At 45.1% G+C, this 23,982-nt stretch carries 22 protein-coding genes and 1 other RNA gene; 19 read left to right on the top strand and 4 right to left on the bottom strand.

The annotated features are described in order from the left end of the window. The first annotated feature begins 11 nt into the window (after window positions 1-11). From MHI32_RS23480 to rnpB, 7 genes are all read left to right on the top strand, one after another. Complete coding sequence (locus MHI32_RS23480) at window positions 12-491, top strand: DUF188 domain-containing protein (protein ID WP_076103766.1); 480 nt, start codon at window positions 12-14, stop codon at window positions 489-491. 39 nt (window positions 492-530) lie between these two features. Beyond that, on the top strand, window positions 531-2,351 hold the full coding sequence (gene dnaG, locus MHI32_RS23475; protein ID WP_340011028.1) for a DNA primase: 1,821 nt from the start codon (window positions 531-533) through the stop codon (window positions 2,349-2,351). A 40-nt stretch (window positions 2,352-2,391) separates the two neighbouring features. Next, the gene (gene rpoD, locus MHI32_RS23470) at window positions 2,392-3,525 is read left to right on the top strand and encodes an RNA polymerase sigma factor RpoD (RefSeq protein WP_036683799.1); all 1,134 of its coding nucleotides are present in this window, start codon (window positions 2,392-2,394) and stop codon (window positions 3,523-3,525) included. A gap of 110 nt (window positions 3,526-3,635) precedes the next feature. Next, a complete protein-coding gene (locus MHI32_RS23465) occupies window positions 3,636-4,460 on the top strand; it encodes a hypothetical protein (RefSeq protein WP_340011027.1) in 825 nt (274 codons plus the stop codon). 5 nt (window positions 4,461-4,465) lie between these two features. Next, window positions 4,466-5,236 carry a class I SAM-dependent methyltransferase gene (locus MHI32_RS23460; RefSeq protein ID WP_076192145.1) on the top strand — a complete coding sequence of 257 codons (771 nt, stop codon included), beginning with the start codon at window positions 4,466-4,468 and terminating at the stop codon, window positions 5,234-5,236. Continuing rightward, window positions 5,212-6,327 carry a Nif3-like dinuclear metal center hexameric protein gene (locus tag MHI32_RS23455; RefSeq protein ID WP_036683794.1) on the top strand — a complete coding sequence of 372 codons (1,116 nt, stop codon included), beginning with the start codon at window positions 5,212-5,214 and terminating at the stop codon, window positions 6,325-6,327. Before MHI32_RS23460 ends, MHI32_RS23455 begins: the two co-directional genes overlap by 25 nt. A 64-nt stretch (window positions 6,328-6,391) precedes the next feature. Continuing rightward, window positions 6,392-6,794: RNase P RNA component class A (gene rnpB, locus MHI32_RS23450), an RNA gene on the top strand. Between the two features lie 654 nt (window positions 6,795-7,448). On the opposite strand, the gene MHI32_RS23445 is transcribed toward rnpB, so the two are convergent. Then, window positions 7,449-7,601: a hypothetical protein gene (locus MHI32_RS23445; RefSeq protein WP_340011026.1), complete on the bottom strand. Its 153-nt coding sequence runs from the start codon at window positions 7,599-7,601 to the stop codon at window positions 7,449-7,451. 629 nt (window positions 7,602-8,230) lie between these two features. Continuing rightward, window positions 8,231-9,451, bottom strand: coding sequence for a PLP-dependent aminotransferase family protein (locus MHI32_RS23440; RefSeq protein WP_076278785.1), 1,221 nt, complete (start codon window positions 9,449-9,451; stop codon window positions 8,231-8,233). A gap of 93 nt (window positions 9,452-9,544) precedes the next feature. Between MHI32_RS23440 and MHI32_RS23435 the strand changes: the two genes are divergently transcribed. Further along, complete coding sequence (locus MHI32_RS23435) at window positions 9,545-10,975, top strand: PLP-dependent aminotransferase family protein (RefSeq protein WP_076281222.1); 1,431 nt, start codon at window positions 9,545-9,547, stop codon at window positions 10,973-10,975. A 5-nt stretch (window positions 10,976-10,980) separates the two neighbouring features. On the opposite strand, the gene MHI32_RS23430 is transcribed toward MHI32_RS23435, so the two are convergent. Next, window positions 10,981-12,915 carry a S8 family peptidase gene (locus MHI32_RS23430; RefSeq protein WP_076129017.1) on the bottom strand — a complete coding sequence of 645 codons (1,935 nt, stop codon included), beginning with the start codon at window positions 12,913-12,915 and terminating at the stop codon, window positions 10,981-10,983. Window positions 12,916-13,231: 316 nt separating this feature from the next. On the opposite strand from MHI32_RS23430, the gene MHI32_RS23425 reads away from it, so the two are divergent. From MHI32_RS23425 to thiI, 6 genes are all read left to right on the top strand, one after another. Beyond that, window positions 13,232-13,729 (top strand): YpuI family protein, encoded by a 498-nt coding sequence (locus MHI32_RS23425; RefSeq protein WP_036683764.1) that lies wholly within the window; start codon window positions 13,232-13,234, stop codon window positions 13,727-13,729. A 166-nt stretch (window positions 13,730-13,895) separates the two neighbouring features. Further along, window positions 13,896-14,117 (top strand): DUF1540 domain-containing protein, encoded by a 222-nt coding sequence (locus MHI32_RS23420; RefSeq protein WP_036683762.1) that lies wholly within the window; start codon window positions 13,896-13,898, stop codon window positions 14,115-14,117. A 12-nt stretch (window positions 14,118-14,129) separates the two neighbouring features. After that, window positions 14,130-14,540 carry a hypothetical protein gene (locus tag MHI32_RS23415; RefSeq protein WP_038572882.1) on the top strand — a complete coding sequence of 137 codons (411 nt, stop codon included), beginning with the start codon at window positions 14,130-14,132 and terminating at the stop codon, window positions 14,538-14,540. A 186-nt stretch (window positions 14,541-14,726) separates the two neighbouring features. Continuing rightward, window positions 14,727-15,431, top strand: coding sequence for a lytic transglycosylase domain-containing protein (locus MHI32_RS23410; protein ID WP_038572880.1), 705 nt, complete (start codon window positions 14,727-14,729; stop codon window positions 15,429-15,431). Window positions 15,432-15,513: 82 nt separating this feature from the next. After that, window positions 15,514-16,665, top strand: coding sequence for a cysteine desulfurase family protein (locus MHI32_RS23405; RefSeq protein WP_076129021.1), 1,152 nt, complete (start codon window positions 15,514-15,516; stop codon window positions 16,663-16,665). Between the two features lie 9 nt (window positions 16,666-16,674). Then, window positions 16,675-17,955, top strand: a complete 1,281-nt coding sequence (gene thiI / locus MHI32_RS23400; protein WP_248549392.1) for a tRNA uracil 4-sulfurtransferase ThiI — start codon at window positions 16,675-16,677, stop codon at window positions 17,953-17,955. A gap of 67 nt (window positions 17,956-18,022) precedes the next feature. Here the strand turns inward: thiI and MHI32_RS23395 are convergent, their stop codons facing one another. Further along, window positions 18,023-18,715, bottom strand: coding sequence for a TerC family protein (locus tag MHI32_RS23395; protein WP_076278783.1), 693 nt, complete (start codon window positions 18,713-18,715; stop codon window positions 18,023-18,025). A 171-nt stretch (window positions 18,716-18,886) separates the two neighbouring features. On the opposite strand from MHI32_RS23395, the gene MHI32_RS23390 reads away from it, so the two are divergent. The 5 genes from MHI32_RS23390 (at window position 18,887) to MHI32_RS23370 (ending at window position 23,932) form a co-directional block, all read left to right on the top strand. Next, window positions 18,887-19,546 (top strand): TerC family protein, encoded by a 660-nt coding sequence (locus tag MHI32_RS23390; protein WP_076136549.1) that lies wholly within the window; start codon window positions 18,887-18,889, stop codon window positions 19,544-19,546. A gap of 220 nt (window positions 19,547-19,766) precedes the next feature. Beyond that, window positions 19,767-20,276, top strand: a complete 510-nt coding sequence (locus MHI32_RS23385; protein WP_076217856.1) for a hypothetical protein — start codon at window positions 19,767-19,769, stop codon at window positions 20,274-20,276. A gap of 205 nt (window positions 20,277-20,481) precedes the next feature. Then, window positions 20,482-22,323, top strand: coding sequence for a translational GTPase TypA (gene typA, locus MHI32_RS23380; protein WP_076129029.1), 1,842 nt, complete (start codon window positions 20,482-20,484; stop codon window positions 22,321-22,323). A 129-nt stretch (window positions 22,324-22,452) separates the two neighbouring features. After that, window positions 22,453-22,749: a YlaH-like family protein gene (locus MHI32_RS23375; RefSeq protein ID WP_076179286.1), complete on the top strand. Its 297-nt coding sequence runs from the start codon at window positions 22,453-22,455 to the stop codon at window positions 22,747-22,749. Between the two features lie 82 nt (window positions 22,750-22,831). After that, window positions 22,832-23,932, top strand: coding sequence for an LCP family protein (locus MHI32_RS23370; protein ID WP_340011021.1), 1,101 nt, complete (start codon window positions 22,832-22,834; stop codon window positions 23,930-23,932). Window positions 23,933-23,982 lie beyond the last annotated feature (50 nt).

Genomic DNA, 23,982 nt, shown 5'->3' with positions numbered 1-23,982 from the left:
GGAAATTGGTGATGATCATGGAGAAGTCCCAGTCTAGAACGATAGTGGTGGATGGGGATGCTTGTCCGGTCAAAAAAGAGATCGCTGAGGTAGGTCGCACCTTTGGTGTTCCGGTACTTATGGTATCTTCTTATGACCATGCACTGAAAGCTGAAGAGGGTGTAACGGTTGTGCAGGTGGATCGAGGAGATCAGAGTGCCGATCTATATATTGCCAATCATATTACTGCTGGAGATGTGGTATTGACTCAAGATTATGGTCTTGCGGCACTTGCATTAGGTAAACGGTGCAGTGTGCTTTCATTTCGTGGTCAGGAATACGACAATTTCAAGATGGATTTTATGTTGGAGGGTAGACATGCCAGGGCTGTGGAACGAAGACGGGGACATTATTCCAAGGGTCCAAAACCCATAACGGCAGAAGAAAAAACTTATTTTCAACATAAACTGACAAAACTTTTAATACTTTTGCAGGAGAATGTGGAGCAATAGCGAATTATATTTATTTGTTAAGAGATGAAGGTGGTTGAAGTGGCTAGCGGACACGGCAATATTCCGGAAGAGGTTATCGAAAGCGTGCTTGCGCGTCATGATATAGTCGATACAGTCGGTAAGGTTGTTCATTTGTCCAAGCAGGGGAAATATTTATGGGGCCTCTGCCCGTTCCATTCGGAGAAAACCCCTTCCTTTACTGTTACCCCCGACCGGGGAGTATTTCATTGCTTTGGCTGCGGTATGGGTGGAAATGCCATCAAATTTAGGATGGAAATCGAAGGATTAACCTTCCCCGAAGCTGTCAGAATAATGGCTGAAGAAAGTGATATTCCCGTTCCAGAAGGTAAGGGAGGTATGATGTCTCCTCCTGATCCGGAACGCGACCGGTTGATTCAAGCTTATGAATGGTCGGCAAAGTTCTATCATTACTTGCTGAAGAACACGGAACACGGCAAAGCCGCTATGGACTATTTAAGAGGCCGGAACTTCAGTGATAAAATGATTGATCAGTTTCAGATCGGATATGCTCCGGACCGCTGGGATACTTTGCTGCAGTTTTTGGAGAAACGAAATTTTGATCTTGCGGAAATGGAGAAAGGCGGACTTCTGTCAGCCCGCGGTGAGGGCAAAGGCTATTTGGATCGTTTCCGTGGCCGGATTATCTTTCCGATTGCCAACCGTACAGGCAAGGTAATCGCATTCGCCGGAAGAATACTTGGAGAGGGTCAACCTAAGTATTTAAATTCTCCGGAGAGTAGATTGTTTAACAAAAGCCGGATATTGTACAATTTGCACCAGTCCAAAGCATCCATTCGCAAAACTCGACAAATCGTCCTGTTTGAAGGATACGGAGATGTCATCTCATCCTGGGAAGCGGGTGTGCATAACGGCGTAGCAACGATGGGAACGTCCTTGACGGAGGGTCATGTGGCACTGATGAAAAGCCTGGCTGATGAAATTATACTGTCTTACGACGGTGACCGGGCGGGACAAGCAGCAGCCATGAAGGCCATTCCGATGCTTGAAGACAGCGGCCTGCGTGTAAAGATCGCCTTACTGCCAAGCGGGGTGGATCCGGATGAATTTATCTCCAAGCATGGAGGAGAAAGATTTAAAGATCAGGTTATTGATTCAGCAGTTTCATCCATAAAATTTAAGCTTATATATCTGAAAAAAAACCATATACTCCTAGAGGAAGATGGCAAAATCGCCTATGTCAAGGAAGCCTTAGAAGTTATTGCTTCACTGCATTCCTCAACAGAGCGAGAGGTTTATCTGAAGGAAATCGCTGCTGAACTCGAACTTTCATATGATAGTTTGAAGCAGGATTGTAATTTACTTAGGGCATCGATGCAAAAAAACATCCCTGAAGGGGATAATAACGACAAAAGGTGGAATAATGGTAGGCATAAAAAAGGGCAGGTGCAGACACCGACCTTACTACCCGCTTATCATGTCGCGGAACGGCGTCTATTGTCCTTTATGATTCAGGACCCGGAAGCCGCCACGTATGTGGGCGAACGCCTCGGAGAAGATTTCAACATCGTTGATCATGCGGCAATTGCTGCTTATCTATATGCCTATTACGCGCAAGGCAAACCACCCGGCATTAGTCGGTTTCTATCATCACTTCAGGATGATCGTCTGGAGAAAACTGCGACATCAATATCCATGATGGATACCCCTCCGGACTGGAATATGCAGGTTCTAGATGATTGTATTCGTGAAGTGCGGAAATACCCACTGCAACGCAAAATGGAACAGAAGCGTGAAGAGATGATTCAGGCTGAAAAGTCAGGTGACTTTTTGCGTGCGGCACAAATAGCAAGTGAGATTATAGCCCTAGAGAGACAATGACATGTTGACAGGATGTACCTAGGGAGGAGGGAGTCGAATTATGGCGAACGATCAGCATACTGAATTGGAAGCAGAATTTACTTTGGATCAGGTTAAGGATCAGCTCATTGAGCAAGGTAAGAAAAGATCATCATTAAATTACAAAGATATTATGGAGAAATTATCGCCGTTTGATCAAGACCCCGAGCAAATGGAGGAGTTCTACGAGCAACTCAGTGATTTGGGAATTGAGGTTGTAAACGAGAACGATGAAGAGGTTAACAGCCTCCGACCAAGTGAGGATAATGAGGATAAAGACAGCGATGATTTCAGCTTTGATGACGATCTGTCGCTGCCACCAGGGATCAAGATTAATGACCCTGTCCGTATGTATCTAAAAGAAATCGGACGCGTTCCTTTGTTGTCGGCTGACGATGAAGTTGAGCTTGCTATGCGGATTAAGAATGGCGATGAAGAAGCTAAACGCCGTCTTGCAGAAGCGAACCTGCGTCTCGTAGTAAGTATCGCGAAACGTTATGTCGGACGCGGTATGCTGTTCCTGGATCTGATTCAGGAAGGTAATATGGGTCTGATCAAAGCAGTAGAGAAATTTGACCATAACAAGGGATTCAAATTTAGTACGTATGCGACTTGGTGGATTCGCCAGGCAATCACTCGTGCGATTGCGGATCAGGCGCGTACCATTCGTATTCCTGTACACATGGTGGAAACGATCAACAAGCTGATTCGGGTTTCTCGCCAATTGCTGCAAGAACTGGGACGCGAACCTTCCCCAGAGGAAATTGCGGCTGAGATGGAACTGACGGTGGAGAAAGTTAGAGAGATCATGAAGATTGCCCAAGAACCTGTATCCTTGGAAACACCAATTGGTGAAGAAGATGACTCTCATCTAGGAGACTTCATTGAGGATCAGGAAGCATTGGCTCCTGCGGATGCAGCGGCTTATGAACTCCTGAAGGAACAGCTGGAGGATGTGCTGGACACGCTCACGGAGCGTGAAGAGAATGTACTTCGTCTGCGTTTTGGCCTTGATGATGGACGGACAAGAACGCTTGAAGAAGTCGGCAAGGTGTTTGGTGTTACCCGGGAACGGATCCGCCAGATCGAAGCCAAGGCATTGCGCAAACTTCGTCACCCTAGCCGCAGTAAACGGCTTAAGGATTTCCTTGAATAGTATTTCATGAACTGGACCTTCTGCTGCTCAGTGGCAGGAGGTTCTTTTATTTGAATTTACGCTGGTAAAAAATGTGTTGACCTTGTGTACCTGGAAAGAAGGATGAGCCAGTGAATTTGGAAAAACGCGACATCATTATAAAAGAGATTCAGTATTGGAGAAAAAGCCGGTTGCTGCCAGAGCAGTATTGCGATTTCTTAACCAATCTGTATAACGATGAGGATGCGAATAAGGATAACAATCCAATTTCGCTGAGAAATTTACAGCAGGGAAGCATCAAAATTTGGCTGTTTTCTTTTGGAATTATTTCCTTGATTTTCTTGATTAGTCTTTATTTTAGCGTTTTTCCCTGGCCTTTGCAACTTGCAACCGCACTATCTGTATTAATTATTTGTTATGGATACTCCGCCGTTTATAAGGACCGGAACAATGTTATCAGTCTTATCCTAGCGGGGCTGGGCAGCGTTTTAACGCTTGGTTTTGGGCTATGGCTGATTGATTTGCATGATCTGGATCCTCAGCTCTGGAGGCCTATTCTAATTGGGTGCTGCGGCTTGTTATGGTGTATTTTGGGATTTTTACTCCGGATAGGTTTGTTGCAGTACTGTGGTTTTGCTTTTTGGGCATTACTGTATGCAGGGTTCTTCGGTGGAAGAAGCCCGGAGGCCTCTATATTTGAACTGGAGTTCCTATGGCTGCCATTGTGTGTGCTGATGGTATGGTTAAGCTGGCTTTTGCATCATAAGGTAAGAGGTGTTGCCAGTGTTTATTTTGCAGTGGGAGTATCGCTTTGGATCATGCCAGAGCTTGACGCTCTTTTATTAAGACAGGATTATCCGCAGTGGATTTCATTGATGCTGATCCTAAAGATTGCAGCAGGGTTAGCTTTGTTGTTTGGGTTTCGAAAAAAATGGATAACGTGGGTGGCAACATGAACAATGTGAAATTATCAGATCGGCTTCAGCAATTGCTGGAGCAAATTCCACAAGGAAGCAGATTAGCAGATATCGGTTCCGATCATGCCTTGCTTCCTGTGGCCGCTGTCGAAAGCGGTAAGGCTGTGTTTGCAATTGCAGGTGAAGTAAACCCGGGTCCCTTTGATGCTGCTTGTAAGGGCGTTGCAGAGGCTGGACTAGGGAAGGTGATCTCGGTGCGCCGTGGAGACGGCCTTGAGGTTCTGGAACCTGGTGAAGTCAATTGTATCACGATTGCTGGCATGGGAGGCGCATTAATTGCCGCGATTCTGGACCGGGGTCAAAGCCAGGGTAAGCTAAAAGAGGTTACAACCCTTTTGCTTCAACCGAATGTAGGCGAGGATATTTTGCGCCGCTGGTTATTAAATAATAAATGGGTACTCGTAGCTGAGAGAATTTTGGAAGAAGACGGGAAGCTATATGAAGTATTGACGGCTGTACCAGAAAATACGGAAGCTGGAATTACAAATGAAAGTGTATATCGTGAATTAACCTTGGGGGATTCCGCTAAAGTCCTTGGGCAAGAGGCCTTGCTTCAAATGGGACCATGGCTGCTTCAAGCACCAAATGCTGTGTTTTTTGCTAAGTGGCAGGGTGAGATTCAGAAATTGGAAGGCATTTTAACATCGTTGTCACGTTCAGAACTCGAATCTGCTGAGCATAAACGGAAACAGATTCAAGGTCAGATCAGGGAAATTACGGAGGTGCTACAATGTTTGCCAAGGGACAAACAGTAATTCAGTATATGGAGCAACTGGCTCCTAAGCATTTAGCTGAGGATTGGGATAAAATTGGTCTTCAACTGGGCACGCTGCAAAAAGAAATCACTAATGTATTAGTTGCTTTAGATGTGAATGATGAGGTAGTTGAAGAAGCGATTCGTCTAGGCTGCAATTTGATTATTGCGCATCATGCGATTATTTTCCGTCCATTGCAAGGAATCCAGACAGACACACCGACGGGCAAAATGTATGAAAAATTAATTAAGAATGACATTGCGGTGTACATCAGCCACACGAATCTGGATGTCACCGAAGGTGGAATGAATGATTGGATGGCTGAAGCTCTTGGCATAGAAAACGGAGTACCCATCAAAGACATTCACTCCGAGCAATTATCAAAGCTGGTAGTATTTGTGCCGAAGGATCATCATCAGAAGGTTCTGGATGCTATTCTGAATGCTGGAGCAGGGGCAATTGGCAACTATAGTCATTGCAGCTTCAATATCGAGGGATACGGTACTTTTATTCCAGGAGAAGGCACGGATCCTTATATCGGGGAAAAAGGTAAGATGGAACGTGCCGAGGAAATTCGTATTGAGACGATCGTCCCGCACTCCATCCGCAATAAAGTGGTGCAGGCTATGCTTAAGGCCCATCCTTATGAAGAGGTTGCCTATGATTTGTACTCAATGGATCTTAAAGGCCGCAGCTTAGGACTTGGGCGGGTAGGAAAGCTCAAAGAGCCTACAACCCTTGGACAATTCGTGGAGACGGTAAAAAAAGGCCTGAAGGTAGACCATGTACGGGTTGTTGGTGATTTGGACCGTCCGATTCGTAAAGCTGCCGTTCTCGGCGGCTCGGGTGGAAAGTATTATAACAGTGCTATTTTCCGCGGTGCGGATGTCCTGGTTACTGGGGATCTGGATTATCATACAGTTCAGGATGCTGCGCTCGCCGGAATCACTCTGATTGATCCGGGACATAATGCGGAGAAGATCATGAAAGAGAAAGTAGCGGAGTGGATGGCTGGAAAATTGGCCGAGCATAAGTATGATACAGCTGTCCATGCTTCGCAGGTGAATACGGAGCCATTTAAGTTCCTATAAAATTGCCATTTAATAATGCTTGTGCCAGACATGTGATGTCTGTATAATATATAATGTTGTTCGGAAAGTTTGACAGACAATCGCCGGTGACGTGAAGACGTCACGGGAGGAAAGTCCGGGCTCCATAAGGCAGGATGCTGGATAACGTCCAGTCGGCGCGAGCTGAAGGATAGTGCCACAGAAATGGACCGCCGATGGCCGCCTTAGGGCGGCACAGGCAAGGATGGAACCGAGGTGTAAGAGACCCCGAGGAACGCTGGTGACTTCGTTCCTGGTAAACCCCATCTGGAGCAAGACCTAATGAGACGCAGCTGAATAAGCAGCCTTAGCCTGAGGCGCGTCTAGGTTGGTCGCTGGAGCTGTGCAGTAATGTATGGCCTAGATAGATGATTGTCGCTTATGGTGGGAGGGTAGTTCCCGATCGAACCACGACGAGCACAGAACCCGGCTTACGGCAAACTTTCCTAACTGCAACGTTATAATAACAACACCATACAAACGGCGACGTATCCCGGTAACCCGGCTTACGCCGCCTTTTTTGTTGCAAACAAATGCGGATACGGCAAATATATATAAAGCGGTGAATGAGATAACATGCAGGGATTTGGAACGTGATATGCAGAAATTAGACTTTTTAGAAGAATTGCTAGCGGCTGATGGGCTGATGGGCTGATGAGCAGATGGCTGGTGGTTGATGAGCAGATGGCTGGTGGTTGATGAGCAGATGGCTGGTGGTTGATGAATAGATGGCTGGTGGTTGATGAATAGATGGCTGATGGGCTGATGAGCAGATGGCTGATGGCTGATGAGCAGATGGCTGGTGGTTGATGAATAGATGGCTGGTGGTTGATGGATGATGGTTGATGGTTTGATGAGCTGATATGCTAACGGACCGAGATGCAGCTATTTGTGTATTTTATGCCTTTTTGGAGGAGTTTCGGACTGGAGAGCCGTTATTCGGCATAAATAGGGTGGATATCGGGCGTTTTGGATCGAATAGTGACTATGGGGTCCGATAGCAAACCAAATGAGCGGAATTGATGCAAATAAGAGCGCTGGGGTCCGATACAAACCTCCAGAACTCCAGAACTCAGAACTCTAGAACTCTAGAACTCCAGAACTCAGAACTCTAGACTCCAGAACTCCAGAACTCCAGAACTCCAGAACTCCAGAACTCCAGAACTCCAGAACTCCAGAATTCCAGAACTCCAGAATTCCAGAACTCCAGAACTCAGAACTCCAGAATTCAGAACTCCCGAACTTCCGAACGCCATGGTTACTTTGACGCCAGAATTAGACTAGTAGCTAGCAAACTGTAACAATGCGGAGCTTGGCTAATCTTCTGCGGGAAGATTGGAGTTAGTAGCGAAATATCAATTGTAACCTCTGGCTGTAACTTCCTGTGAAATCGGAGTTAATTGAGTGGTAGATGTGTTGAGTAACTAGAGGATGTTTGGTGATGCGGAAAGCGAAATGTGGGAAATGGGATATATGACGTGCAAATTTGCTGAATGCGAAATGAGATGTGTAGAAATGCGAATGTGAAAATGCGAAATGAGATGTGCAGGAACGCTGAAATGTGGAAATACGAAATAAGCTGTACAGAGGCGCTGAATAATGGCAATTCGAAATGTGAAGAGCAAAAATTGCTGAATGTGAAATGTGAAGATACGAAATGAGCTGAGCAGAAACGCTCAATGTGGAATTGCGAAATGTGATGTGCAAAAACACTAAAAGTAAAAATACAAAAATGAGATGTGCAGAAATGCGTAAAGGTCACATTCTGCAAATGCGCAAAAGTGAAAGCTCAGAAATCTGCTCACAAAAAACGGTTTCCCCGTCCAATAAAGGATGGAGAAGCCGTTTTATTTTGCCATCGTAGGTATTGATTACGAGCAGTTGTTTACGACCGAACGATGTTTTGATTTTGCTGCCATTGTACCAATGCTTTCTCTAGACGCTGGACAGCAACAGGAACTTGCTCTGGTGGCGTGTGTGTGAAGTTAAGGCGCATTTTGTTTTTGTGAGGCTCCGCTGAATAGAATACCTCTCCGGGTACGAACGCTACTCCGTTTTCCACTGCCAGCGGGAGTAATTCCTTAGTATTGATCTCTTTGGAAAGGGTAAGCCATAGGAACATGCCGCCTCTTGGCTCGAGGAAATGTGCTCCTTTCCAGTTATGTGATCTGAGTTCCGCGGACAGGAGCTTCATACGCGAATGATACTCTCTTGAGATGAGGCGGATATGCTGCTCAATATCAAAATGCAACAGCAGTTCATCTAAAGCACGCTGGTCGATGGTGCTGGAATGCAGATCGGCTGCTTGCTTTGCCTTGGCGATGGTCTTGATTAGTTCGGAATCGCCGATAATCCAGCCGGTGCGTAGGGCAGGGGCGACGATCTTGGAGAAGGTCCCTGTGTAGACTACACAATGATCCCCGCCGAAGCTTCTATCGATGGAGGCTAATGAGGGTGGATATAGAGTTTTATCTTCATCAAAGGTTATTTCTCCATAGGGATTGTCCTCTAGAATAAGAACACCGTAACGGCGGCAGATTTCAACCACCTTCTCGCGGCGTTCTTTACTCCAGGTTGCTCCAGACGGATTGTTGAAGGTCGGAACTGCGTATAGCAGTTTTGGCCGATGTATCCGAATCTGCTCTTCCAACTGATCCGGCAGAATGCCATGTTCATCATTTGGTATCGAATGTATAGCAGCCCGGTAAGAACCGAGCACTTGTAGTGCTGCCAGATAGGTGGGCGCTTCCACAAAAACTGCATCGCCGGGATCCAGCAATATTTTGCATAACAGATCTATAGCTTGCTGTGAGCCTGTAGTCAATACCATCTCAGAGGCTGTAACCGGGATGCCTTGCCGGGTAAGCCTTTCAGCGATTTTGTCACGTAGTGGAGTAAAACCCTCGGTAAGCCCATATTGAAGCGCTGAGGTGTCGCTGGAGAGCACACGATTATAGGCATCACGTACGGCCTCCAAGGGAAACAAATCCTCCCCAGGCAGCCCGCCTGCAAGTGAAATAATGTCATTGCCTTGTGTAACTTTTAGAATCTCCCGAACTGCTGATGATCCTAGATGATTGGCTGCCGTTGAGTATTTGATATCCATAAATTAGTTCTCCACCTTTCGATTTGATGCTATCATAATAGGAGTGCTGTATAACAGTAAAGCGTTGAATATAACAGTGGAGGTGAAGGGTTCATGCATATCGATTTGAATCGCAGCGGCAGCAAAACTCTGCCCCATCAAATTAGTGAAACCCTCAGTCAGCGGATCTCATCAGGACTGCTTCAGCAAGGTGTCCGGCTGCCCTCCGTTAGAAGTCTAGCTATAACCTTGAACGTGAGTCAGGTTACAGTAAGCAAGGCTTACGATATGCTTGAGAAACGAGGACTTATTTACTGCAGACAGGGTAAAGGCTGCTTTGTAGCCGATCCAACCCATAATAGACGTCAAGAAGAGGGTTGCTGGCAGGATTTATATGATGATTATTTGCCGCGGGCTCAGCTTTGGCGGAATTTTGATGTTTCAGAAGTGAAATATCCCTTTCATTTAGCCGCCATCCACAGTGAGCTGCTGCCACTTCAAGATATTGGTGACACCTATGCATCCTTGGTCAAAGAGCAACCGGAGCTTATGGCAACCTACGGGAATTTTCAGGGAGATCTTGAGCTGCGGAATGTCATGAGAGAACATTTGAAATCGCGTGGGGTTTCACTCACTTCTTCCGATTTGATGATAACCAGCGGGACCCAGCAAGGCATTGATCTGGTGGCTCGTACATTTGTTGGTCCTGGAGATACAGTCTATCTTGAGGCGCCTAGCTATACTGGTGCTATTGATGTTTTTGCGGGACGAGGTGCAGAGATGATTTTTGTGCCTACGGATAGTGAAGGGATGCGAGTGGATGTTCTTACAAAAATGTGTGATCAAAGACCGCCAAAGCTAATTTATACCATCCCTACTTTTCAAAATCCAAGCGGCGTAACTATGAGCATCACAAGAAGACAACGACTGCTGGAATTAGCGCGCAGCTACCGTTGCCTCATTGTTGAGGATGACCCATTTAGTGATTTATATTTCCATGCACCACCACCTAGGGCGATTAAATCAATGGATCCCGATGGACATGTAGTCTATATGAAAAGCTTTAGCAAAGTACTTGCACCTGGTTGCCGAATCGCCTGTGTGGCTGCAGAAGGAAATATTCTGTCCCGGCTGATCGCCGCTAAATCTGCGAGTGATCTAGGAAGTCCCTTGCTGACACAGAAGGCCGTATTACCCTTCATCGCTGAAAAATACGACGCCTACGCAGCACAGCTACGAATTACACTCCGTGGTCGTATGGAAAAGGCGGCGAAGCTTCTGAAGCTGTACGCGCCGCCTGGAGTGAACTATATTCTACCAGAGGGAGGACTTAATCTCTGGCTGGAGCTGCCCCCTTCTCCTGATATCGCAAGCCTGCATGACTTGGCGGAGCAGGAGAGCATTTCTTTTTTACCCGGTGATGTATGTTACTCTGCGGAAACGCCTTCCCGCCACATCCGTCTTTGCTATTCGCAAATGAAGGAACTCGAAATGGAGGAAGGGTTACAGCGGTTTCTGCGCTTACTTGGCCGGTTTTTGCAATGATACGGTTATGGGGTGTTATTTGTTCTTTGTTTTAATTGATTCATTTGCTGGCGTACATGTTGCGGAAAAAGCTGCAATGGAACTTGATTGCCGCTTGCCGCTTGTAGCGTTTTATAAATATCGACCTGACCCCAGCCAAAGTATTTATCATGGCCGGAAGTTCCCAGATCAACAGCGTTTTTGGTCATAAGGTCCATAACTTCCTTATTCGTCAGATTAGGATTCAGTGAACGTACCAGACCCGCCAGCGCAGCGACATGGGGACTGGCCATCGACGTGCCGGATAAAGCGGCATACTGGCTGTCCGGATAGGTGCTTGCGATGCTTTCTCCGGGTGCAGCGACATCAATATAATCGCCGTAGTTGGAGAAGGAGGCTTTTTCCCCTGAAGCATTTGTAGCAGCCACTGCAATCACTTCGGGATAAGCTGCAGGGTATCCAGGCCGTTCTGTATTATCATTGCCTGCTGCAGACACAAGCACGATGTCCCGGTCATAGGCGTATTTAATCGCATCATGGAGGAACTGCGAGTCGGCATAATTCCCTAAACTTAAGTTAATAACCTTTGCGCCATTGTCAGCTGCCCATATGATACCTTCTGCTACGGAATAAGTCGTTCCGGCACCTGAGTTATCTAGCGCTTTTACAGGGAGGATCTTATTGTACCAGCTGATGCCAGCTACACCTTCCCCGTTGTTAACAAGTGCGCCAATGATTCCAGATACATGTGTACCGTGACCTACATCATCCTCGGGTGTGGAACCATTGGTAATGGCATTGTAACCAGTCAAAAGCTTACCTTGTAAATCAGGATGATTAATCTGTACTCCCGTATCGACTACGGCTACAACCACTTCTTTGCTGCCTTTGGAAAGATTCCAACCTAGCTCAGTTTCAATCGCCGGGAGGTTCCATTGGTAAGTGGAGAATAACATGTCGTTAGGCGTGACAGTTCCTTCAGCGTTTTTAGTGATGGTATCATTGGTTAAATACATATAGTGAGGTTCCGTATACTCGGGATGCCATTTGTTGGTGAAATAGGATTTCAGCTGATAATAGGTCATCTTCTCAGAGCGAAAGATATAGGCATATCCCAGCTTGCGTGGCTGCTTGCAGTGGATATCGGCGGTTATCGTCTGGAGCTGTCCCTGAGTCGGAGCATTTCCCTTAAAACGGACTACAATTTCATTCTCATAAAAATGGCTGGCATTTTCGTTATCATGGCCGGTCTTGACTGTAATGTCCTTTAAGTTATCGGTATGGACTGATTCCACATGGTATTTGCCTTCCTTAGGATACGGAATGAGACGCAGGTTCTTCAGCTGATGGTCTGCCACACGCCCAAGCACCTTTTGGTTAATAAGAGCAATAATCCCTACATTTTTCTGTTTGTTCCGCTGAGCGATAAAGTAATATTTTTCTTTACCGATTGTAAACGTTGGAGATTCATAGGATTGATGACCGTGGATTGCTGATTTTGCCGTATTGAGATATTTTAGAAGCTGTTTGTTCTCCTGTTCGGTTCCTTTTGGAAAAGACGACTTAAAGGTCTCAGTCTTTTGTGTGCGGAAATCGATCCACATCAGCATGGAGATAAACCCGTGGTCTTGCTGCAATCGTTTCGCATACACTGATTTATCATGAATCGAAGACATCCCGTCTGTTTCAGACAGGAGTTTAGTTAAGTGTCTACTGACATCGACTCTATTCAGATGATCTGTCGCCTCCACATCCTGGCTTAAGGAGGTTTTCTTTAATGTTTTTTCCTGAGAGGGATTTGGAGGTGAATGCAAAGCTGAAGTTGGAGCCGGATTCTGAACAGCGACTTTTGCGACATCTCTGGTCGTCCCATTAGTGGCAGGGCGCAGGGCAAAGGTAAGTAACCCAACTGTAAAAGCTGCTGTAACCAAACCTGCAACTGTTAGATTTTTTCGTGACATGATTTCCGCTCCTCTATGCAATGTAATGTCTATAGGTTTAGAAGAGAGCGTATCTTTTATGCATCTTAGAAAAGGATACCTTCCTAACGTTTTTTATGATAATATCAGAGAGAATAAGTATCTCGAATTGTCTTCTTGATTTTGTAAGAGATACCTCATTAGATGTTGTTCTTAATAATTGTTCAGAAGGTTAGACTTCTCTGTGTTCACATCCTGATATTGCAAGAATAAAGAGATACGTCTTTAGGGCGGTTTCTTTCAGAGGATTAACTTTATTGACTACAAGAGCAGGGAATAATAAGGAGGAGCAACCGCTATGTCAGCAGCCAATGTGCAGAAATTATGTGAATCGACGAGAGATAAACTTAAAGTGGTAATCGACAAAATGGAAGTATTTCTAAATGAGCATGCATTGCCTCAGCTTGTAGTTGAGGGAGATGAGGAAACCGTACAATTTTACCAAGGTTTTCTGTCCGATCTTCGTCACCTATTAGTGTTCTCGGAAATGTCATATGAGAAATTAGGCGTTGCGCTGCGTCGTGCGACATTCGATGAATCTTTTGCACAGAAAGCGCTTTATAATGTATATCACTATGGCGTGAACAACTTCTTTTATCCGAAAAATGAAAGCTATTCTGAAGATGGCCGTTACGCTTATACTGGTCAGGATGCAATCCGTTTCCGCAAAAAGCCAGTACGTCCCGCACGTGATATCATCCTAGAAATCACCAAAACGTATGAAGATCTTCGCGATGATCTCATTTATTATGAGAACGACTATTTGACCGAGAAACGTATGCAAAATCAGGTTTAACTTCTAAATAGTGATCTAAAGGGATCAGCACTTTGTCATTTTGTAATGACAATGAGCTGGTCCTTTTTTGCGTGGATTAAAAGCCCTGTCTCGATACATCAACTGGAAACCACTCTGTCGAATAGCGGGTAAATGGAGCGGACATAATGAAGCCGAGGTGATAATTATGTCGAGTGAAAAACCATTAGTAAAATGTAGCGTGAGCAATTGTCATTATTGGGGCGAGCATAATTTATGCCGGGCTGAAGAAATTGTCATCGAGATCGATAAGCACGTAGGCAATGGTTATAAGGAAGAATATGCTGAAGAAATGACAAATGAAGGTCACCGCGATCATGCCAGTACATCATCTGCAACATGTTGTCTGACGTTTAAGCCGAACGCTTAGGAGGCCGCCAGAATGGACACAGAAAAGGATAATGAATCAAGCTCATCACGGGAACAATCTGGTCCGAGAAAAGTCATTCTTCGTCCGCGGAGAGTGGACTATCCTCGTCGGGACAGAGAGCATCGCGAAGAATACGCTGCTGAGGTAAATCCGGTTCCAATGCAGGTTCGGGATGCCCCGCGGATAGTGGAAGAACGCAAGGACAGTGAAGCGGAATATAGTGGAAGCCGGGTAATGGGGTATGTTGGACTGGGGATGGGGATCGCCTCATTGTTCATCTGGTCCTTTATTCTCGGACCCATCGCTGCCGTAGTTGGTTATTATTCCTATGTTAAAGAGCAAAAAACGCTTGGGGCATGGGCAATGGGCTTAGGGATTGTTGCGACACTAAGTTACTTCGTGATGATTCCCTTTGCGCGCTAAAAAGAACTGAATGGCTTTGATCTAAACAGGCTTTTAGACCTAAATATCAGGGTCTGAAGTCTGTTTTTTCATTCCAACATATAGCAATAATCTCAGATAAAATGTAAGATTAAGCCGTAATTCATCGAAATTTCAACGCGAAACCTTATATATGATTCGAGTAGGACAAAAAAGGAGTGCGCCAGCATGCAGATCAATCCCGCTGTAACCGACGGGTTAGGGCAGCTTAAATGGATCAACCTTAAGGCTACAACCGAAAAAACTAGCTCCGCGAATGGAAATGAACGGTCAACGGGAGTTTCAGCTTCTGGATTTGCGACAATGCTTCAGGCAATGTCAACGAGTAGTGAAAGTTCAAGCTATTTGACTTCTCTCCCGGATGCAACTTCAGTCAGCAGCTTGTTATGGCAGCAGATAGGCGGGACAACAGAAACCTTCAATAACATAATTTCCGGGGAAATAACGGGTTCCACACCTACGAGCTATGATGATCTCATCCAGAAGGCGAGTGCTAAATATGGCGTGCCGATTGATCTGATCAAAGCAGTGATTGATACTGAATCTTCGTTTAATCCTAATGTGGTCTCTTCGGCAGGGGCTAAAGGTTTAATGCAGCTTATGGATGGGACCGCGAGCGGCTTAGGGGTTACTGATTCGTTCGATCCGGCGCAAAACATTGATGGCGGCGTACGTTATTTATCTTATCAACTGAAACGCTTTGGCGGAGAGGAAAAGATGGCACTTGCAGCTTACAACGCAGGGCCGGGACGGGTAACAGATCTGGGAGTAACCAATGATCAGGAATTATTGGAGAAACTTAGCCTGCTTCCAAAAGAGACACAATCTTATATCTTTAAAATAGAACGCGCTCGCGCTCAATACGCGGTATAATAAAAAGGATCAAACGGGAAACACCGTTTGATCCTTTTTCGATAATAAGTTCACTCAACGAAGTAAAGGAGACATTTGACATATGCTTTACTGGGATTATGCCGCCGCTACACCGCCCTATGAAGAAGTGGTGCAGACGATGGAACAAATTATGAAGCTGCATTATGCGAACCCTTCCTCTTTGCACCGTGCGGGCAGTGAAGCGGGTAAGCTGATCAGACGGTCGCGTGAAGTATGCGCTACTGCTTTATCTGTACAACCGCAGGAGATTCTATTCACTTCTGGTGCAACGGAAAGCAATAATTTGGCGATAAAAGGCGCTGCTCTGCAATATCAGACTAGAGGTCGCCATTTGGTAACTACAAAAATAGAGCATCCCTCTGTATATGAGAGTTTCCTGCAATTGCAGCGAATGGGCTGGGAGGTTACTTTTGTAGCACCCGATAGCACTGGCGTTGTTGATCCTGAGCGCGTAGCTGCTGCTGTCCGGCGCGACACAGTGCTTGTTAGTGTGATGCATGTCAATAACGAGATTGGAACGATACAACCGCTTAAAGAGATGGGGAAGCTGATTAAAGCTGTGAATCCGCGAACCTTATTTCATGTAGATGGTGTTCAGGGATATGGTAAGCTTGCAGTTGACTTAAAGGATTGGCAGGTGGATCTTTATAGCCTGTCTCCTCATAAGCTTCGAGGCCCACGTGGAGTGGGATTACTGTATATCAAAGAGGGAATTAAGCTATTCCCATTGCTTACAGGGGGCTCTCATGAAGAAGGACAACGCGCTGGAACTGAAAATGTACCTGCGATTGTCGCATCCTCCAAAGCTATCCGCATGAGTGGTGAGCAGCGCGAAACCTTCGTTGCCCAGTTGGTTCCACTCCGAGATCGATTATTACGCTTCTTGCGCACCGTTCCTGAATTTGTTATAAACAGCAGAGAGGATGGAGCTCCCCATATTGTGCATTTCTCTTACCCTGGCATGAAGGGAGAGGTATTCGCCCGCAAGCTAGAGGAACTGGGGATGGCTGTCTCCACCCGTTCGGCCTGCTCCTCACGACTGGCTGAGCCTAGTCGTGTATTATTGTCTATGGGTAAAGATGTCTCCAGTGCTTCAGGTGGGATTCGTATTAGCCTTGGCGACAGTCATACAGATGAGGATGTCGCTGCGCTTGAGCAAGCATTAACCACTGCGGTACAAGCTTTAAAGATTGCTGAAGGAGGAATGAAGTAACAAATGAGCATGATGAACAAGGAATCTGCAGAAGGCAGAGCCCATAGTATAGAATACGCTGATATGCTGCTCCTGCGTTTTGGAGAGTTTACTTTAAAGGGCAAAAATCGTACCCGATTTGAAAAAACCGTACTGCGTCATGTGAAGGAATTGATTAAGCCTTATCCAAACGTAGTTCTGAGCAAGGAATTCGGAAGAATTTACGTGGAATTGAACGGGGAATCTGCGATTGAATTGGTACAAGCACTGAAGAATGTATTTGGCATTGCTTCAGTTAGTCCAGTGAAGGTTTCTAAGTCAGAGCTTGAGGATATTGTAGCGGTCAGCCGTCAATTTTTGGAGATAATCGCGCCTGCTCCGGGCACCAGATTTAAGGTTAATGCTCGGCGGGTATGGAAAGAGTTCCCTTACGGCTCCATTGAGATGAATAAACGGATCGCGACACCACTATTGCAAGGATATCCTGGCCTCACCGTAGACGTTAAATCGCCTGAATTAGAGCTGAGGGTCGAAATTCGTCAGGGACATACTTATATTTTCTGTGAAAATATTGCCGGTGTAGGTGGATTTCCATTAGGCACTAACGGAAAAGCGATGTTATTGCTGTCCGGTGGCATTGATAGTCCCGTAGCAGGCTGGTCATCCATGCGGCGCGGACTTGAAGTGGAGTGCGTGCACTTCTACAGTTATCCTTATACAAGCGAGCTTGCTAGACAAAAAGTTGTGGATCTTGCGCGGGTATTGTCACGTTATGCGGGTGTAATCAAGCTGCATCTGGTACCCTTTACTGAAGTGCAGACTTCCTTTACCGGCATCGGCCAGGATAATCTGATTATTACACTGATGCGGCGGGCAATGCTGAGAATTACTACCCAGCTTGCTGAGCGCGAAGGTGCATTGGCGATTGTAACCGGGGATAGTCTGGGACAAGTCGCTAGCCAGACCTTGCCAAGCATGAACGTGATTGGCCGGGCGACAACCCTGCCCCTTCTGCGTCCGCTGGTAATGATGGACAAAAGTGATATTGTGGACCTGTCGAAGAACATCGGTACCTATGATTTGTCTATCCTTCCTTATGAGGATTGCTGTACTTTATTTGTTCCAAAATCACCTACAACAAATCCGAATTTACGGATTGTGGATAAGATAGAGGCTACGCTTCCGGGATATTCTGAACTTCTGGAAGCGGCGATTGAAGCCACAGAGACCGTGTTAATCACTCCCTATGGAGATGAGAAGCCTAGTGATGTTGTAAGTGTCGAGGCTGGATTACAGGAAGAATGGTTCTAAAATAATAAACCAAAAAACTGCCTTGAAGCGTAGTGAAATCTACGTTCTGAGGCAGTTTTTTTGTGGTTTAGACGATTGTGCCCTCCTGAGGCTCTTCTGGTTTTGATTGGCGTTTCCAATGTCCCGCTGCCAAAATACCTATAATGATCACGATTATAAACAGATATTTGAGCAGCGGATGATGATCAAAAAATGGCGCAAGCTGATGTTCATCCGTAATCATACTTGAAGCAGTGAAACCTAAGACAGCAGAACCAATATAAATGATCCATGGATATTTGTTGATTAATTTAATAAAAAGGGTACTTCCCCACACAACGATGGGGACACTGATCAGCAGTCCTATGATAACCAGTGAGATATTATGCTTGGCAGCTCCGGCAATGGCGATCACATTATCAAGGCCCATGGCAGCATCAGCTAAAATGATTGTCCCTACAGCGGACCACAAGCTTTGACCTGCCTTGATATCTGTTGAAGTGTTCTCACTGGTTAACAGCTTATAGGCAATCAGAATGAGTAAAATCCCTCCGGCAAGCAGTAACCAGGGGATTTTCAACAGCCATACGACCAGAATCGTTGCGAAGATCCGCAACACTACAGCACCTGCTGTTCCAAATACGATAGCCTTCTTTTGCGTGTCTGACGGTAAATTACGCGCCGCAAGACCGATCACAATGGCATTATCTCCCGCCAAAATAAGATCTAGAAAAATAATGTTGAGCAGCGATAATATAAACTCCCAAATGGATGTATTCAAAGCAAAGTCACTCCCAAGTTTGTTAGATTGAGCTTCAAAATATGCTTAGTTTTGTATACGCAAAAAAAGGAGCCAACATGCGTTCACGCTCAAAAAAAGTTGGACAGGAAGCATAGCTTGTCATTTCCGAACATACAAGTAGTTACATGTGACTCGGGGAGGTAAGTGCGAATGGATTCATTATTGCTCCTTGGTGAAATATTGATGATTAATCTGGTGCTGAGCGGAGATAATGCAATGGTTATCGCAATGGCCAGCAAGGATCTTTCGGCGAAGCACCGAAAGACTGCAGTATGGTGGGGCTCAGCAGGCGCAGTTGTTCTGCGGTGTTTGCTTACTTTTGTTGCGGTATTGCTATTAAAAATCCCTTATATTCAGGCTGGAGGGGGAATGCTGCTGCTATGGATAGCGTTCAAGCTGCTTTTGGAGGAAGAGGAGGATCTCAGAGTAAGGGAATCATCCTCAGTCTGGAAAGCAATCCGAACGATTCTTGTAGCAGACTTCATTATGAGCCTGGATAATGTACTAGCTATTGCAGGAGTAGCTAAAGGAGATTTGGCTTTAATTGTCATCGGGATTGCCCTTAGCATTCCGATAGTAGTGTGGGGAAGCGGCATTATTGTAGGCTGGCTACACCGGTTTCCAGTGCTCGTATTTATCGGTGCTTATATATTGGCGTTTACAGCAGGGGATATGTTGCTTCAGGATGCAAAATTAGGGACGATGCTCTCCTTTTTGTTCCCTTCCTCACATTCCTATTTGCCCATTGCCTTAGGAATATTAGTTGTCGTTACGGGAGCAATAAAACGCAGAAAAACATCTGCAGGTTAATAAATTGCAATAAAAGGCAATACTAAACGGACATCTCCATAAATTGGAATTGTCCGTTTTTTTTGCGTGATCAGAAGCGGTTATCGACACTGATTAATCACAGGGAGTGATGGCATTTTGTGTATGTTTCGGATAATATATGAGTAAGAATCCTGTCGCTTTCAGGCTATAAGGTGACGAGGAAATGAGGTAGACGTGAAATTGAAGGGATGGGTGAAGGATGTCTTCAAAGAAAGATATACAGCTAGGAATTTTTATTGTTGCTGCTGGCATCGTGATTTTATTAGGTAAGCTGGGCGTCTTCGGATTTTTGGGGCGCGCGCTTTGGCCTCTAGTGATTTTAATTCCAGGAATAGTACTACACATGTTATTTTTCAGCCGTCGTGCTTCGGCCTCGGTATTGGTTCCTGCCGGGATATTAACGGTGTATGGTTTGTTGTTTGGCCTCTGCAATATTTGGGGATGGGGGCTTATGAGCAGCTTATGGCCTGTGCTGTTGCTTGGTCTTGCCGTGGGCTTGTATGAATACTCCATCTATGAACCTAGACGGACGGGTGGCCTGTCAGCAATTGCTGTAACATTAGGCTTACTAAGCCTTGCGCTTTGTATTTTCAGCCTTATGGGCACCGGCGCGATCTACCTGATCGGGATTGTATTAATAGCTGTAGGAATTTGGCTGATTACCGGTCGAGGCAGAGCACGTGGCCGGAATAGATGGTATCGAAGCTAATTGCTGTAGGATCTTGTGAAAAAAAACGGAAATTGGTAACTGTTTTTTCATAAAAAGACTTGCTTTTCATGGTACTTTCACTATAATATTAATGTTATGTTGAAGCGTCGGCTTTCTGCCTGGCGCTTCTTTTGTGAGACTGCCGTGACATGCTATGAATTTTAACAGTTTTAATTTGATAAATGAGAGGATTTGGATACAAATCATGCATTCAAGAAAAGATATTCGCAACATTGCGATCATTGCCCACGTTGACCATGGCAAAACAACACTCGTCGATCAGCTCCTTCAACAATCGGGGATCTTCAGCGCCCATGAGCACTTGCAAGAACGTGCTATGGACTCTAATGATATCGAACGGGAACGTGGAATTACAATCCTAGCTAAAAATACAGCAATTACTTATAAAGAGTTTTTGATCAACATTGTGGATACACCTGGACATGCTGACTTTGGTGGCGAAGTAGAACGGATCATGAAAATGGTTGACGGTGTATTGCTGGTTGTTGATGCTTATGAAGGCTGCATGCCGCAAACGAAATTCGTTCTGCGTAAAGCATTGGAACAAAAACTTACACCGATCGTTGTCGTGAACAAGATTGACCGTCCAGCTGCTCGTCCTAAGGAAGTTATTGATGAAGTGCTCGATTTGTTCATCGAACTTGAAGCAAATGACGAACAATTGGAATTCCCGGTTGTTTATGCATCTGCTCTTAATGGTACATCAAGCATGGTTCCTGAGAAACAAGATGAAACGATGCTTTCGCTCTACGAAACCATTGTTGAACATATTCCAGCTCCAACCGAAAGTGTTGAAGAACCACTTCAATTCCTCGTAACGTTGATGGATTATAACGAATACTTGGGTCGTATTGCGATTGGACGTGTTAACCGCGGTGTGATCAAACAAGGTCAATCTGTAACAGTTATTATGCGTGATGGTAAGAGCAAAACTGCACGTATCGAGAAATTGTTCGGCTTCCAAGGTTTGAAACGTATTGAAACAGAGCAAGCGGGCGCAGGGGATATCGTTGCTATTGCAGGGATCAAGGACATCAATATTGGTGAGACCATTGCTGATCCTGCAAACCCTGAAGCACTTCCGGTTCTGAAGATTGACGAACCAACCATGCAAATGACATTCCTAGTGAATAACAGTCCTTTTGCTGGTAAAGAAGGTAAATGGGTAACTTCCCGTAAACTACGTGAGCGTCTATTTAAAGAACTTGAAACAGACGTGAGTTTGCGTGTGGAAGAAACTGATAGTCCTGATGCATTTATCGTTTCTGGACGCGGTGAGCTTCACCTTGGTATTCTGATCGAGAATATGCGTCGTGAAGGTTATGAAATGCAAGTTTCTAAACCACAAGTAATCATTAAAGAAATCGACGGTGTCAAAATGGAGCCGCTTGAGCGTCTAATGATTGATATTCCAGAAGAGAGCATGGGTTCTGTTATGGAGAGTCTGGGTACTCGTAAAGCCGAAATGGTCAATATGATTAACAACGGTACGGGTCAAGTACGTCTGGAGTTCCTGATTCCTGCACGTGGATTGATTGGTTACAACACTTACTTCTTGACTTTGACACGCGGTTACGGCGTTATGAACCATGCTTTTGACAGCTACGCTCCACTGGTTGCTGGTCAAGTTGGCGGACGTCATCAAGGTGTGCTTGTAGCAAGTGAGACTGGATCAACAACTCAATATGGAATCGTGGGTGTTGAGGATCGTGGTATTCTCTTCTTGGATGCAGGTACAGAAATTTATGAAGGTATGATCGTAGGCGAGCATACCCGTGATAACGATATTATCGTTAACATCTGTAAGGAAAAAGCACTTACCAACATGCGTACCTCAGGCAAAGATGATACTGTAAAAATGAAGACACCACGCACCTTCTCTTTGGAAGGCGCACTTGAATATTTGAACGATGATGAATATTGTGAAATTACACCTAAATCCATTCGTTTGCGTAAAAAGATTCTGAACAAAGGCGAACGCGAACGTGTAGAGAAACAACGTAAAACAGCACAAGCCAACGCGTAAACACATGCTTATGAATAAGACCGCCGGATTATTGCATCCGGCGGCTTTTTTTAATATAAGAAACAAAAAATTCCCCTACTGATGATATAATGTAAACGTATCTTAAATTTGGGAGGAGTGCGGTTATCTATGCAGGTGTGGTTCGCTGAGCATCCAATCGTCGCTTATATTGTTATCTTTATATTGCTTACTTTTGTTTATAATCAAGTCTTTCGTGTGAATCAAAAGTTATCGATTGGCAAGGAAATCATGCTCTACATAATGATGGCGGTTGGCTCTGGCATGCTCCTCATTTTCCAACATGATAAGCTTCCGATTATCCAGTGTCTGTTGGTTGCTGTCGGATTAATGCTGATGGTACGGATACGTTATATAGTAGAAGCTCGACAGAAGAGAAAGGCTGCGGCAGCAGCGAAGAGATCGTAATCGCAACTTTTGTACCTTAAGGATCGTCTAATTAATGTAGCAATTCTAATTCTAAATGAAATGAAAAGGACTTTATTCTATTATGAGTACAAGAAACAGCGGTTTACCTCCAAGAGCAAACGGGCAACAACCTACTAATAGAAAACAGCCTGTGAAGGGTGCTTCTAAGAAAAAAACGAAAAAGAAAGTGAAAAAGAGAGGTTTTTTTGGCAGATTAGTTAGAGTATTGTTAACTTTGCTAATTATTGCGATCCTCGGCGTGCTGGGTTATGGCGGTTATCTGTATTGGAAGCTTGAGCATGGCGTATTTAATGCAGGGGTTGAGGGTACGGTTGCTCCAGGGCATTCCGCTTCAGAAAAACCACTGACGATGCTTATACTGGGAACGGATAACAGACCTAAACACGAGTCTTATTTGACTGACGTAATCATGGTTGCAGCACTTAATCCTAAGACTAAATCAGCGACTATTGTTTCGCTTCCTCGTGATACCTATGTGGAGCTAAGCGGCTATAAGAAAACGAAAATTAATGAATTTTATGCTCGCTTCAAGGGTAAGGAGAAATCCTCTGGTCTACTGGCTGAAGATGAGATGAAGACGATGATGGGTAAGTATTTGGGTATTGATGTAGATTATACAACGATTCTTGATTTTCAGGGCTTCCGTGATGTAGTGGACGAGCTTGGGGGAGTCGAAGTAAATATTAGTGAAAATATGTGTTATACAGACACTGTGGATGGCACGAATATCAATCTGAAAAAGGGTCCGGCAGAGCTGGATGGAAAAAATGCACTGGACTATGTGCGGTATCGTAAATCCAATTGCAAGCCTAAGACCAACGCATCAGATGATTTTGATCGCAACAAACGCCAGAACGAAGTTCTGAACAGTCTGGTGGATCAGATGCAATCGCTTGGTGGCGTATTAAAAATCGGCAAGGTGCTTGATGCAGTGGACAGTAACATGAAGACAGATATCGAAAATTCGCAAATCAAAGATATGATTGCGACGTATTGGAAGATTTCCAAAGAGAATATCGAATTCAAGCCGGTTACTGGAACGTGGCGAAGTCCATATGTATATATTAATGATGAGGAGTTTGAGGCCGCTAAGAAAAGCTTGCAGGATCGAATTGCAGGAATTTCCACTGGAGCTGATTCGACAGCTGCTGAGACGCCTTGAGGACCTTAATATCTTCCATAGCTAAAATTGAATGCAAGTTTCAGCCTGTG

Source organism: Paenibacillus sp. FSL H7-0690, assembly GCF_037980415.1.
Lineage (GTDB): Bacteria > Bacillota > Bacilli > Paenibacillales > Paenibacillaceae > Paenibacillus_AQ > Paenibacillus_AQ odorifer.
This window is presented reverse-complemented; position numbering and strand designations above follow the sequence as displayed.

Bases quoted from the DNA above. Each gene is read 5' to 3' on its own strand.
- MHI32_RS23480 (WP_076103766.1), top strand. From the start codon at position 12: ATGATCATGGAGAAGTCCCAGTCTAGAACGATAGTGGTGGATGGGGAT.
- rpoD (WP_036683799.1), top strand. From the start codon at position 2,392: ATGGCGAACGATCAGCATACTGAATTGGAAGCAGAATTTACTTTGGAT.
- MHI32_RS23455 (WP_036683794.1), top strand. From the start codon at position 5,212: ATGTTTGCCAAGGGACAAACAGTAATTCAGTATATGGAGCAACTGGCT.
- MHI32_RS23445 (WP_340011026.1), bottom strand. From the start codon at position 7,601: ATGGCGTTCGGAAGTTCGGGAGTTCTGAATTCTGGAGTTCTGAGTTCT.
- MHI32_RS23440 (WP_076278785.1), bottom strand. From the start codon at position 9,451: ATGGATATCAAATACTCAACGGCAGCCAATCATCTAGGATCATCAGCA.
- MHI32_RS23435 (WP_076281222.1), top strand. From the start codon at position 9,545: ATGCATATCGATTTGAATCGCAGCGGCAGCAAAACTCTGCCCCATCAA.
- MHI32_RS23430 (WP_076129017.1), bottom strand. From the start codon at position 12,915: ATGTCACGAAAAAATCTAACAGTTGCAGGTTTGGTTACAGCAGCTTTT.
- MHI32_RS23425 (WP_036683764.1), top strand. From the start codon at position 13,232: ATGTCAGCAGCCAATGTGCAGAAATTATGTGAATCGACGAGAGATAAA.
- MHI32_RS23420 (WP_036683762.1), top strand. From the start codon at position 13,896: ATGTCGAGTGAAAAACCATTAGTAAAATGTAGCGTGAGCAATTGTCAT.
- MHI32_RS23415 (WP_038572882.1), top strand. From the start codon at position 14,130: ATGGACACAGAAAAGGATAATGAATCAAGCTCATCACGGGAACAATCT.
- MHI32_RS23410 (WP_038572880.1), top strand. From the start codon at position 14,727: ATGCAGATCAATCCCGCTGTAACCGACGGGTTAGGGCAGCTTAAATGG.
- MHI32_RS23405 (WP_076129021.1), top strand. From the start codon at position 15,514: ATGCTTTACTGGGATTATGCCGCCGCTACACCGCCCTATGAAGAAGTG.
- thiI (WP_248549392.1), top strand. From the start codon at position 16,675: ATGATGAACAAGGAATCTGCAGAAGGCAGAGCCCATAGTATAGAATAC.
- MHI32_RS23390 (WP_076136549.1), top strand. From the start codon at position 18,887: ATGGATTCATTATTGCTCCTTGGTGAAATATTGATGATTAATCTGGTG.
- MHI32_RS23385 (WP_076217856.1), top strand. From the start codon at position 19,767: ATGTCTTCAAAGAAAGATATACAGCTAGGAATTTTTATTGTTGCTGCT.
- typA (WP_076129029.1), top strand. From the start codon at position 20,482: ATGCATTCAAGAAAAGATATTCGCAACATTGCGATCATTGCCCACGTT.
- MHI32_RS23375 (WP_076179286.1), top strand. From the start codon at position 22,453: ATGCAGGTGTGGTTCGCTGAGCATCCAATCGTCGCTTATATTGTTATC.
- MHI32_RS23370 (WP_340011021.1), top strand. From the start codon at position 22,832: ATGAGTACAAGAAACAGCGGTTTACCTCCAAGAGCAAACGGGCAACAA.